Here is an 11,238-nt window from a genome sequence, read left to right as displayed (position 1 = left end):
CCGCCAACGTCCGCGAACGCCTCAACACTCTCCCGCCCGAGCAGCGGCCCCGGCACCGCAAGATGACCACGGAGAACGTCATCTGGGCCGCCGTCCTCGACCAGCGCGGCCTGTCCCGCACCGCTTACCTGTTCCGCGTCGGAGAGAACCAGATGAGAGCCCTCATCAAGCAGGTCCGACCCCACCTGGAAGACCTGGGCCACCACCCGGAACCGATCCCCGCCCGCCTGATCGACCCCAGCAACCTCGCCAACTACGTCATGTACGCGACAGCCGCACAACCGCGAAGGCAAATCAACCCACTAATTCATCGACGCCCCCTGGCCCCGCCCCCAGGCTGCGAAGACCGGCGCTTTCAGCGTTTGATGCGTCCGCGTACGGCGAGGACGGCCAGGGCGAGGAGCGTGGGTTCCAGGAGGCGGGAGGCCCTCTCGATGTAGGTGCCGGCGGTGGTGAGGTTTTCGCCGGAGGACCGGAAGACCACGGCGTTCACCGCGACACGGTTGGCCTTCTCCGCACGTGTCCAGGTCATGCGCTCATCCCAGCCTCCGGTGAGGACGGCTTCGGGGGTTGAGTCAAATGCGGTCTTCCCGCGGGAGAGGGCGTCGCGGGTGGCGGGGGCAGGGTCGTGGATGGGCAGGCCCCAGCCCATGAGGAGCAACACGGTCCCAACCATGGCGGCGAGCAGCCATCCCAGGGCGCGGGAGGCGCGCAGGCCGTAACCGGAGATCAGCCAGTACGCCCACAGCAACCCACGCTCGCTCCACGGGGTGTCGGCGCGGTCGTGGCGGCGCATCTCGCACTCGCCGTAGTAGAAGTCGGCGGCGCCGGGCTCGTTCCTGCCGCTCTCGAACGCTTTGCGTAGCTGCCGGTAGACCGCGGCCACCTCCGCCGGGCCGGGGGTGGGGTCGGGGTCCGGGTGATGAGGTCCGGCGCGCCAGCGGCGGGGCGAGGGGGCCTGGTCCGGAAGCAGGACGGGTTGGCCGGCGGTCTGCGCGCGCCAGTGGTGTTCCTCGGCCAGGACGCGCCGACGGCTCCACCGGCTGAGCCATATGCGGTGGCGGCGGTGGAGGCCGGTGGGGGTGGGAGCGAAGGTGCAGCGGCCTTCGAGGCGGAGCCGGTCGAGGCGGAAGGCACCGGAGAACACGCAGTCGCCCAGGTCGGTGTCGGCAAGCGTCAGGCGTGCGGCGTCCACCCCGCGCACCGAGAGCACGCGCACGCCGTGCGGGTGGCCCGACAGCGGGCTCTCCGCCACTTCCGCGGGCTTGACGGTGTGAGTTGTGGTGAAGGGGTCGGGATGGGTGGTGACCGACACGGGGCAGCACAGCACCGCGTAACTGAGGTCCACGGACGCGTAGCGCAGGCGCAGGGTCGCCGTCGACTCCCACCGAGTCCGCTCGCAGCGCACCTCACGCGCTGCGATCTGCAGCGTCACCGGCGCCTTGAACAGCGCATCGGACAGATCCACCGCCCCATCACACACCACTGGTCCGAAGCGCGACATCACCGAGAACTGCGCTCCGGTGAACCGGGCGGTGCCGGAGAACTGCGCCCCGCCGAACTCGGTGGTGTCGGAGAACCGCGCCCGATCGAACCGAGCGGTGTCGGAGAACCGCGCCAGGCCGAAGTCGACGTCGCCGGAGAACACCGCCTCGCGGAACCGAGAGGTGCCGGAGAAGTGCGCCCCGCCGAACCAGGTGCCGGAGAACCGCGCCCCGCTGAAGTCGGCAGCACCGGAGAAACGAGCCCGGACGAACCGGGCGCTGTCGGAGAACTGCGCCCGGCCGAACGCGGCTGTCCCCGAGAACTGTGCATCGCCGAAATCGACGGTGCCGGAGAACTGCGCCCAGCCGAACCGGGCGTCGTCGGAGAACCGCGCCTGGTCGAAGTCGGCGCTGTCGGAGAACCGCGCCCGATCGAAGTCGGTGGCGCCGGAGAACTGCGCCCAGCGGAACCGGGCGGTGGAGAATTGCGCCTCCTTGAACTGGGCGCTGTCGGAGAACTGCGCCTTGTCGAAGTGGGCGGTGCCGGAGAACCGCGCCTGGTCGAAGTCGGCGCTGCCGGAGAACCGCGCCTGGTCGAAGTAGACGTAGCCGGAGAAACGCGTCCCGGCGAACCGGGCGATGCCGGAGAACTGCGTCCCCTTGAACCCGGCAGCCCCGTAGCACTGGGAGAACTGTGCCAAGCCGAACTCGGCGGCGCTGAAGAACTGCGCCCGGCCGAACCCGGCAGCGGCGGAGAACTGCGCTCGGCCGAACTCGGCGGGGCCGGAGAAACGAGCCCGGCCGAAATCGGCGGGGCCCGAGAAACGAGCCCGGACGAACCGCGCGGTGTCGGAGAACACGGCCTCGGCGAACCGGGCGGTGTCGGAGAACTGCGCATCGTCGAAGGTGACGGCGTCGGAGAACCTCGCCCCGGCGAAGTCGGCGGTGCCGAGGTGGGGTTTTCCGGTGGTTGGATCATGGAGGACGAGGAGCAGGGACGACAGGAGTTCTCCGGTGAAGGGGGTGCCGCGGTGGTCGACGCGGGCGCCGGGGGTCAGGGTGGCGAGGTATGCGTCGCGGTCGGTGTCGTTCAGGTGGGCCAGGCATGCGGTGTGGCCGGGGACGTGGATACCGGGGCAGCCGACGGGGTCGGTGGCGGCGTCGGCGCCGTGTCCGCAGTACGGCCAGCGCGGCGCGGATGGTGCGCGGTTCTGTGGTGTGCTCATGGCCTGGGGGCTCCGGCTCTCGGCTCGTGACGGGCTGAAGGAGAGTTTTTGACGGGCGTAGAGCGGCCGACGGGTGGCAGGGTTTCGTTGGCTGCCCGAGGCCAGGGCCTGCCTTGGCGGAACGGGTTGTTACGTCGTGTAGGGAGGCTCGTCGGTCTCGCCGCGCCGTCGGCGTTCGGCCCGGTACGCCCTCCAGGCAAGGTCTCCCCTCGTCTCCCTGCCGAGGAGAGCGCCACAGCGTTTCGGTGAGGTTGCACAACTCGGCGTAGCCCAGGCCGGGTTCGGCCAGTCGCGGCGCCGCGCGGCGCACCGGTCGTCGGCGACCAGGGCGGCTTGCAGGTCTTCCACACGCCGGGCGCGGACCAGTTCGTCGATGCCGCAGGGGGTACGACGCGGGATCGCCGCGACCCTGGGCGGGCGTACCGGCATGGCGCAGGTGTCGGAGAAGTCGCCCTCGGGGTGCAGGTTGGCGGCGGGCGGGTACGGCTTGGTCTCCAGGCCATCGAGCCACTCGGCGCACTGCCGCAGCCAGCCGATTTCGGCCTGCGGGCGCTCGGCGGTGCTCGCCCGGCCGGACAGCTCCTCGTCGTCGCTGCTGTCCGGATTCTCCGGGGCCGGCCGGCCAGCGGCGCGCAGCTGCCCGAGCGCGGCGTCCGACGCATCCAGGTGAGCATCCTTGGTGAGCTGATGCACCCGGGTCGGTGACAGTCCCGCTGCCTCGGAGACCTTCCGCACCGAGACCCTCTCACCCCGGGCAGCGGCCAGAACCCACTCCCGTTCCCGCTCGGCCTGCTCCAGCCGCCCCACCGCCCGCCGCCCCCGCACCGGCACCGGCACCCACCGCTCCCGGCGGAACGTACCCCACCACTCACCCGTCACCTGCAACACCCTGCCACCACGGACCAAGCCGCCACCGAAAGTTCAGGAAACTCAAGCTGACAACGGAGCCAAAGGGATAGCTCTGCCTGCGGATTGCCGCCGTGGGCCGACCATTTACGGGGTTCTTCACGGGGAACCGGGCCGGGTAGCTGCCTGGATCCGCGTCCCGCTCAGGCGCCGGACAGGTCCGCCCCCTCCTCGAGAACCACGGCCACCGCCCCGAGCCGATCCCTGTCCGCCTGATCGACCCCAGCGACCTCGCCAGCTACGTCATGCACGCGACATCCCAGGCCAGCGAGCACGACACGACCCACTAATTCATCGACAGGCCCATGTGACTGCAGGTTCAACCAGAGGTAGGCGGCTCGGGGTTGTCGGCACCGATGTCGCGCGCCGGATACATCTGCAGACTGCTCAGCCGGTGTGGCGGTTCGTCCTCGGTCGCCGCCTCAATGCGCAGGTCGGCGAGGCGCGCGCGAAGATACTGTGGTTCGGCCTGCACTTCAGTGAGGCCCTCGCGTAGTCGCTCGGCCACCGTACTGAAAAGGTGGGTGACCCAGTCCAGGGGCACGAGGCTCAGGTAACGATCATCGAAGTGTCGGCGCAGTTCCTCCTCGTCGGGGGGTGTCCATCCCGGGGTGCCGGCCGCCGCGAAGCGCGATACCACCCACCGCACATGCGTCAGGGCGTGGCTCGCCGTGTTTTCGGCCTCGATGCGTTGCTTGAGTGCGGTCCAGCTCGGCAGCCCGTGCTCGCGGGCAATGGCCAGCTGGGCTTCGTGAAGTGCTGCGAACTCCCCTGCGGAGAGGCGACGTTTCGCCTCGATTTTCAGGTACCGGAGGCTGGGCCTGTCGGGGAAATGGCGCGGCTGATCGGACAAGGCAGTCCTTCCTCGGCGCCCGCGGGTCCGCGACATCGGGCTGGAAGATCTGCCAGTGATCTTCATGTGCAACCGGTGAGCTTGCAGCTCTGCCCGCGGACCCAGAGGCGGCCGGGAACCGCCAGAGCACGACCGTACACCGCGCCCCCGACGCAGCAAATGGATTTCGCACCGCCCACGGCACTGAAAAAGGCTGCGCCACCTCCACCGGAACGAGGGCTGGCACCCGGTCACCGGGAGACAGCGAGGTGACACCGATTGCACCGAACAGCACTGCCGACAGGCACGTACACGCCGTGGTCAACCTGCCGGAGCTTGCCGTCGGCGACCAGGTCGCCGAGGTTGTTGCGGATGGTGCCGGCGGCCGCGTCGACCTGGTCGCGGATCTCCTTGGCGGTCATCTCGTGGGTGACCACGGCGAGGATCTTGTCCTTGACGGTGGCCTTCTTCTTCGGCTTGTGGACCGGCGGCGGGGCGAAGGAACCGATCCCGGCCGGTGCCCCGCTACCGAAGGCGCCGTGCCCGCCGCCGTCTTCGTCGTCCTTCCCGGTGGGGGGCGGCATGGTCCAGTCGTGCCACAGGCCCAGCGCGCTTGACGCTTTCGGCTTGGCGCAGGCTCCCGCGCATGGGCAAGCGAGCCCCGTCCGATACCCGAATGCGACTCCTCAAGCCAGAGGCAGATGACCGAGCGGCCGACCACGATCGGCCTGCGCCTCCAGGAAAGCGGCCACGTCCGGCTCCCTCACGAAGACGGGGCCGTCCCAGTACGCCGGGACCGCCACGGGCGCGAGGCCCACCTCGGTGCCGTGGACGCGCGCGGCGTCGAAGAGGGTCTGCAGCATCTGCATGCCCGCCAGGTCGAGCGCGCCGAGACGGGCATGCCACGTCTGGGTCTCCTGATCGTACGAGGCGATTTTGCGGAGCCTGTCGAGTTGTTCCTGCCATTCAGGATCGGCGGCTGGCGCTGTCCGGACGGTGGCCTCCAACACCCATGCCCTGTCAGGGGAGTTCGGCGAACTGGTCATGCAAGGAACGGTAGGCGTCGCCACTGACAACTCACCCGGCCAGGTGAATCCGGAGTCTGAACAGAACCTCGGCCGTCCACGAACACGTACTGACAGACGTGGACCCGATCCGAGAAGCGCACCTGTCCGAGCCCGGCCTGCTCGTCATTGATGTGGCGGGCTGTGATGATGCCACCGTCTTCGCTTTCCAGGCCGCGATCGCCCGCCTGTGGGGCACCTCGACCGCCGAGCACACCACCCGGGACGTCGGCCAGCCCGGTGTACGGCTGCGGTTGTACACCGATCTGCGGCAGGTCCTCGAGGAGGCCTCCCCTCCGGAGCCGGAGCGAACGGCCACGTAGAAAGGCGTGGTCCGCCACCACGGGGGGAGTGGCGGACCCGCCTGCGTCCACGGTGCCACACCCGTCCGCGGCGTGCCTGGTAGGCGGGTGAAGTCACCGTGGGAGAAGGGCGACTTCGGTTCGTACGGGCGGCTTCAGGTGCGGGCTCGAAGCAGGGCGAGGACGGCGGCCGCGTAGGCGCGGGATCGGTCCCAGACGGGGAAGTAGTCGGTGTGCAGCTGGTCGAACTCTTCGTCGCGGCCCGGCTGGACGCGCATGCCGCTGCCGCGGCCAAGGAGAAGGTTGGCGCGGCGGCTCGCCTCCGGGCTCAGGCCGCGGATCGGTGGCACCGAGCGTCCTGCGGAAGGTGTTCCGTCGGGGATGTACGCCTCGTACAGGGTGCCGCGCTTGCGGTAGCCCACGCGGCTGGCCTGCAGCAGACGTGCCTGCTTGGCGACTTCCTGCACCAGCGAGTCGTCCGGGCTACCGAGCCGGAGCTCTGGTCCTGCCGACGGGATCGCTCGCCAAATGCCGGCGTACGTGGCGTTGACGGTGTTCATCCACCATTGCGGCACGTGGCCGCCGGGCAGGATGCGCGGCTGCGGCAGGTGACGGGGTGCCTGCTTTCCGTCCGCGTACCGGGCGAGCACCTTGCGGGCCGAGCGCAGCAGGGCGGCGGCGTGTGCCTTGCTGAGGGCCACAGCTACTCGCAGTTCGCGGTCGGCCGCCTTGTACTGGGGAGTCTGCAGGTACGCGTGGAGCTGCCGCTGGTACTCGGCGGGCGCGAGGTCGTTCCGGTTCGGGCGTTGGCCGCTTCCGGCGCTCTTCGCCTCCTCCACCCGTCGGTCGGCCGCCTCGGCATGGCTGAGCTGAACTGCGAGGCGTTCGATAGCTTCCGGCCACTGGCCCCGGACCATGCGTACTCCTCCCCCGGGATGCCCAGCCGCTTCGGGGTCAGGCTATCGGTCCGTCCGTACCGCGCTCGGCGGTGCTGCAGGCCGAGTTGCTCAGAGCACGCGCAGGACGCCGACGACCTTGCCGAGAATCTGCGCCTGGTCGCCGGGGATCGGCTGGTAGGCCGGGCCGGTCGGTGACCGCGTCCGGCTCGCGGTCCAGGATTGCCGTCAGCACCTCGCGCTCGTCCAGCTTCGGGTTCGCCAGGGCCCACAGGATCGGCATGCCGGTTGGGGTGCACACCAGGTACAGCCGCAGCCCCCAGAAGAACCGGGAGTGACTTCGTCACAGATCGATCTTGGACGCCCTGTCTGCGTTCCCGAACGCACCGTCAGCATTCGGAATGACTCGTCTAGTAGGACTCCGTTAGGTCTGTCTGCTGGCCGTGTTCAGGGGCATGAGGAGTGTGTGGACGCACATGAAGTCAATCGTGTTCGGGCGGAGTTGGCGTTATTCGTGGCGGATGTGTTCGCTTCGATACCGCGCAAGGACCAGCGGGCCAAAAGCGACTGCTACCTGCGGGGACTGATGATGGACGGCCGCCGCAAGTCCATCCAGGCCATGGCCTCACGGCTGCCGGACGGCAATGAGCAGAACCTGCAGCAGTTCGTGAACCAGTCCACGTGGGATCCGGTGCCGGTGCGCCGGCGGATCGCGGAGCGGATGGTGCCGAGAATCGGCCCGGACGCCTGGGCGGTCGACGACGTGTCGTTCCCCAAGGACGGAAAAATGTCGGTCGGTGTCGCCCACCAGTACTGCGGCGCTTTGGGCAAGCAGGCCAACTGCCAGGTCGCGGTCAGCGTGCACGCGGTCTCCGACACGGCCTCCTGCCCGCTGAACTGGCGGCTGTTCCTGCCCGGGGAGTGGGCCAGGGACACCGTCCGGCGCAACCGGACCGGCGTCCCGGAAGGCGTCGGCCACCGGGAGAAATGGCGGCTGGCCCTGGACGCCCTGGATGAACTGGCCACATGGCAACTGGTGCCGCCGGTCGTGGTGGCCGACGCCGGCTACGGCCAGAACGCCGACTTCCGCACCGCCCTGGCCGAGCGGGAGATCGCCTATGTGGTCGGCATCCGTGGCGATCTGACCGTCCAGCCGCATGACGCGCACCCCGCCGCCCCAGCCTGGTCCGGCACCGGACGCCCGCCGCTTCCCCGCTACCGGCAGCCACCCGTGCCCGTGGCGGAACTCGCTGCGGCCGCCGGACGGGACGCCTTCGGGGAAGTGACCTGGCGGGAAGGCTCCCGCGGCCCGATGACCTCTCGCTTCCTGGCGGTGCGGGTCCGGCCGGCCGGGGTGCGTCCGCGCCGGCTGGCCCAACAGGCAGCGGTGGCCGAGCACGGCCAGTGGGACGGCGTCCTGCCCCAGGTTTGGCTGCTGGCCGAATGGCCCCACGGTGAGGAGGCACCGACCCGCTTCTGGCTGTCCGACCTGCCCGACAACACACCGATCCCGGAGCTGGTCCGGCTGGCAAAGATCCGCTGGCGCATCGAGCACGACTACCGAGAACTCAAGCACGGCCTGGGCCTGGACCACTTCGAAGGCCGCTCCTGGCCGGGCTGGCACCACCACACCACCCTGGTCACCGCCGCCCACGCCTTCCTCACCGAACAGCGGCTGTCCCCAAAAGCCGACACACCGGACTCACCCTCTACCAGATCCTCGACACCCTCCAAGACCTGCTGAACTGCTGGACCGGCATCTGCACCACCTGCCACCAACCCCTGCCCAGCAGAACCACACCAAGATCAAGACAGACCTAACGGAGTCCTACTAGTCGTCGTCCCCGCCCGGCAGGCGTTCCGGCCCGGGGATCCCCGGGCCCCTGGGGTCGTTTCCGCAGGTCGGCATACGACGGTCGGGGCGTCACGCCCGATGGATGCAGGGACGTCTCGACGGCCTGCGGACTCGACGGCAGATCTTTTATTTCGAGACCCCAGCGGGTGCCGAGATCCACGGGTTCGTCGACGAGTCCCTGGTCGGTGTGGTGAAAGAGCACCTCGGCCAAGAGGTTGATGTTGCACTGGAGAGCTTCGTCCTGCGTAACGCCGCGGGCAAACGAAGCCAACGGCGCTACCGACTCATCGAGGTAGCTGGTCAGCTGTCCCAGCTTCCGCCCGGCAGCGAGCTGGACGACGACGTGTAGGCGCGGCGGGCCGCCCTTTCTGAGGGCGGCCCGCCGCTGAGGCAAGGCATGTCAGCGACAGCCGATAGAGTGTCAGCATGGAGCCGATCGGGGGCAATCTCGCGCTGAGAGCTGGTCTCGCGCTGTCCTTTTCGGTGACCGAGGCCAGCCGGCTCATGGCCGCGGTGCCGGAAGGCGTGGCCGACGACGTCTGGCGGGCGAGGTGCACCGCCATGCACGGCCACTTCGGGGACCGCTTTGACAGCTTCAGTAAGCACCCGGTCCATAGGGCTCCTCAGGAACAGGCACGGTTGCTGCGGTCCATGGCGAGGTGCGTCCAGGGCACTCGGTTCGCCGAAATGTGCCGCACTCACGCTGACCGCCTGGTCGTGATCCAAGACAAACTGGCCGAAGAGGGCAGAGCCGACGAAGCGGTCTCGGTTCGGGCTCTGGCACTCGGCATGCCGATGGAGTGGGTAGTCCAACTCTGGCGGCTCGCGGATGTCATGAGTGAACTCCGTGCCCGGCAGAAGGCTTGGGGGGAAAGCCACCACCGCATCGCGCGTGCGTTGAAGACTGCCCGCATCCCGCTGTGGGTCGTGGGCGCATTGGACGAAATCTCCCTCGACGACCTCCGCTCGATGACGCCCAGCGACCTGGTCAGCCGGGCTGGCCTTGGCGAAAGCTCTCTGGACGAGGCAGCGCAGGCGCTTGATCGTCTGCGTGCTCTCGCCTTGCTCGGTGTCGAGCCAACGGCGTGGAACACGCTCCTGGAAGCGCTCGTGGCCTGGATTGAGGCTGCAGCAGATGTCCAGGTGTCGTATGCCGCGGAACTGGACGTGCAGCTCCGGCCGTGCCGCTCACCAGGTGAGCTGTTGCGCTCGGAACCTCGTGTCCCGCGAGCGCCAGGTTGTGCGGTCCCTCGTGCAGTCACTGTGCAGGGCCGCCGCCGGCTGCATCATGCCGGAGGGCGTGGAGGGCGCCTGACCGCGTAGCGGCGGGCCGGTCCTGCTCGACCCTGAGGACCGAGGTTGAATCTCGACGACATTTTGAACGCCATCTCTGCCCTCGCAAGCGTTGGGTCGCTCGCGCTCCAGATCATCGAGGGGCGGCAGCGGCGGAACGACGTTCGCGACGATGCCGGGGACGATCAGCCGGCATCTGAGGCTGATCCTGGCTGCAGTGAGCCGGGCAGCACGCCGACCGAGTAGGTGAGCGAGTCGTTGGGGGTCCGCCATCTGGCGGACCCCCAACCAGCACCGTTCTCCGCAGAATGCCTCCGAGGTGCAGCCGGGCACGATCCACGCCGACACCCAGGGCCAGAGCTATCCGGTGTTCGCGCTCGCCCACCTGCTCGGGATCGATCTGATGCCCAGGATCCGCAACTGGAAGGACTGCCTGTTCTTCCGCCCGTCCCGGTCCGTCACCTACGAGCACATCGACGCCCTGTTCGGTGAGCCGGGCCGCAACGTGATCGACTGGAAGCTGATCGCGACCCACTTCAAGGACCTGATGCGGGTGACCGTCTCGGTCCGCGAGGGCGCCATCTCCTCCACCCTGCTGCTCAAGCGGCTGCGCTCCGGCTCCCACAAGAACGCCACCTACACCGCCTTCCGCGAGGTCGGGCGGGTGATCCGTACCGTCCAACTGCTCCGGTTCCTCTCGGACGCGCCGCTGCGCCGCAGGGTGACGGCCGCGACCAACAAGGTCGAGGCATTCAACGGCTTCAGCGACTGGGTGCGGTTCGGCCAGCGCGGCACCGTGACGCGCAACGACCCGGTCGAGCAGGAGAAGGACGTGAAATTCACCTCTCTGCTCGCCAACCTGCTGATCTTCCACAACACCCTGGACATCGCGGACGTGGTGCGGCAGTTGCAGGCCGAGGGCGAAGTGATCGACCCGCTGGACCTGGCCCAGATCTCGCCGTACCTGACGAAGCGCGTCAACCGGTTCGGCGTCTACTCGACCCACGAGATAGGCATCACCCCGGAGGACTACGACACACGCCTCGATGTCGACTTCAGCGTGCTGGACGACGACCAAGTCCCGGCCGCGTGATCGTGCGGCGCCCCGGAGAACAGCCGACCTCGACGGCCCCTCTTCGACGTTGGGCCTTCCGGAGCACACCGACCGCGTGCGCACGCGGTAGCGGGGCCTGGCTCATCGCGTCCCCAACCTGACGGGTCAGTACACCTCGGGCGCTACCTGTTCAACATCAAGGCGAGCGGGCCCGGCCAGGGCCTGCGCCCGCTGCGCGACCCGAACGTGTCCGAGGACGGCGACGAGGGCGGTGAGTGAGCCGCCCCAGGCTTATCGCCAGGCCCGGGTCGGTGGCGCGCTCATTG

General features: G+C 69.0%; 12 protein-coding genes and 1 pseudogene. 5 read left to right on the top strand and 8 right to left on the bottom strand.

Translation table 11 applies throughout. The annotated features are described in order from the left end of the window. The 6 genes from EF387_RS49275 to EF387_RS45930 all read right to left on the bottom strand — a co-directional run. Positions 1-206 (bottom strand): hypothetical protein (locus EF387_RS49275; RefSeq protein ID WP_238432097.1); only part of this gene is annotated, 206 nt, incomplete at its 3' end. Between the two features lie 149 nt (positions 207-355). Further along, positions 356-2,710: a pentapeptide repeat-containing protein gene (locus tag EF387_RS45955; RefSeq protein WP_238432096.1), complete on the bottom strand. Its 2,355-nt coding sequence runs from the start codon at positions 2,708-2,710 to the stop codon at positions 356-358. 129 nt (positions 2,711-2,839) lie between these two features. Continuing rightward, a complete protein-coding gene (locus EF387_RS45945) occupies positions 2,840-3,589 on the bottom strand; it encodes a hypothetical protein (RefSeq protein ID WP_162467361.1) in 750 nt (249 codons plus the stop codon). 346 nt (positions 3,590-3,935) lie between these two features. Further along, entirely contained in the window at positions 3,936-4,469 is a 534-nt protein-coding gene (locus EF387_RS47010) for a hypothetical protein (protein WP_155589852.1), read from the bottom strand. Positions 4,470-4,699: 230 nt separating this feature from the next. Beyond that, positions 4,700-5,032: a hypothetical protein gene (locus EF387_RS45935; protein ID WP_128382512.1), complete on the bottom strand. Its 333-nt coding sequence runs from the start codon at positions 5,030-5,032 to the stop codon at positions 4,700-4,702. A 102-nt stretch (positions 5,033-5,134) separates the two neighbouring features. Next, positions 5,135-5,494, bottom strand: coding sequence for a hypothetical protein (locus EF387_RS45930; protein ID WP_128382511.1), 360 nt, complete (start codon positions 5,492-5,494; stop codon positions 5,135-5,137). Between the two features lie 98 nt (positions 5,495-5,592). Here EF387_RS45930 and EF387_RS45925 point away from each other — a divergent pair, with 98 nt between their 5' ends. Further along, complete coding sequence (locus EF387_RS45925) at positions 5,593-5,835, top strand: DUF6207 family protein (protein ID WP_238432095.1); 243 nt, start codon at positions 5,593-5,595, stop codon at positions 5,833-5,835. Between the two features lie 134 nt (positions 5,836-5,969). Here the strand turns inward: EF387_RS45925 and EF387_RS45920 are convergent, their stop codons facing one another. Together EF387_RS45920 and EF387_RS45910 are read right to left on the bottom strand one after the other, a co-directional pair. Further along, positions 5,970-6,731 carry a hypothetical protein gene (locus EF387_RS45920; RefSeq protein WP_128382509.1) on the bottom strand — a complete coding sequence of 254 codons (762 nt, stop codon included), beginning with the start codon at positions 6,729-6,731 and terminating at the stop codon, positions 5,970-5,972. Positions 6,732-6,941: 210 nt separating this feature from the next. Continuing rightward, a pseudogene (locus EF387_RS45910) lies at positions 6,942-7,050 on the bottom strand (IS982 family transposase); the annotation flags it as partial. 126 nt (positions 7,051-7,176) lie between these two features. Between EF387_RS45910 and EF387_RS45905 the strand changes: the two are divergent. The 4 genes from EF387_RS45905 (at position 7,177) to EF387_RS45890 (ending at position 10,951) form a co-directional block, all read left to right on the top strand. Continuing rightward, positions 7,177-8,454 carry an IS701 family transposase gene (locus tag EF387_RS45905; RefSeq protein ID WP_128382508.1) on the top strand — a complete coding sequence of 426 codons (1,278 nt, stop codon included), beginning with the start codon at positions 7,177-7,179 and terminating at the stop codon, positions 8,452-8,454. Positions 8,455-8,647: 193 nt separating this feature from the next. Next, positions 8,648-8,914 carry a hypothetical protein gene (locus EF387_RS45900; RefSeq protein ID WP_128382507.1) on the top strand — a complete coding sequence of 89 codons (267 nt, stop codon included), beginning with the start codon at positions 8,648-8,650 and terminating at the stop codon, positions 8,912-8,914. A gap of 77 nt (positions 8,915-8,991) precedes the next feature. Beyond that, the gene (locus tag EF387_RS45895; RefSeq protein ID WP_128382506.1) at positions 8,992-9,888 is read left to right on the top strand and encodes a hypothetical protein; all 897 of its coding nucleotides are present in this window, start codon (positions 8,992-8,994) and stop codon (positions 9,886-9,888) included. A 241-nt stretch (positions 9,889-10,129) separates the two neighbouring features. Beyond that, positions 10,130-10,951, top strand: a complete 822-nt coding sequence (locus EF387_RS45890) for a Tn3 family transposase (protein ID WP_128382505.1) — start codon at positions 10,130-10,132, stop codon at positions 10,949-10,951. The last annotated feature ends 287 nt before the right edge of the window (positions 10,952-11,238 follow it).

It is taken from the genome of Streptomyces cavernae, assembly GCF_004023625.1.
Lineage (GTDB): Bacteria > Actinomycetota > Actinomycetes > Streptomycetales > Streptomycetaceae > Streptomyces > Streptomyces cavernae.
Note: the sequence above shows the minus strand (reverse complement) of the source record. Positions and strands in the feature narration are given on the sequence as shown.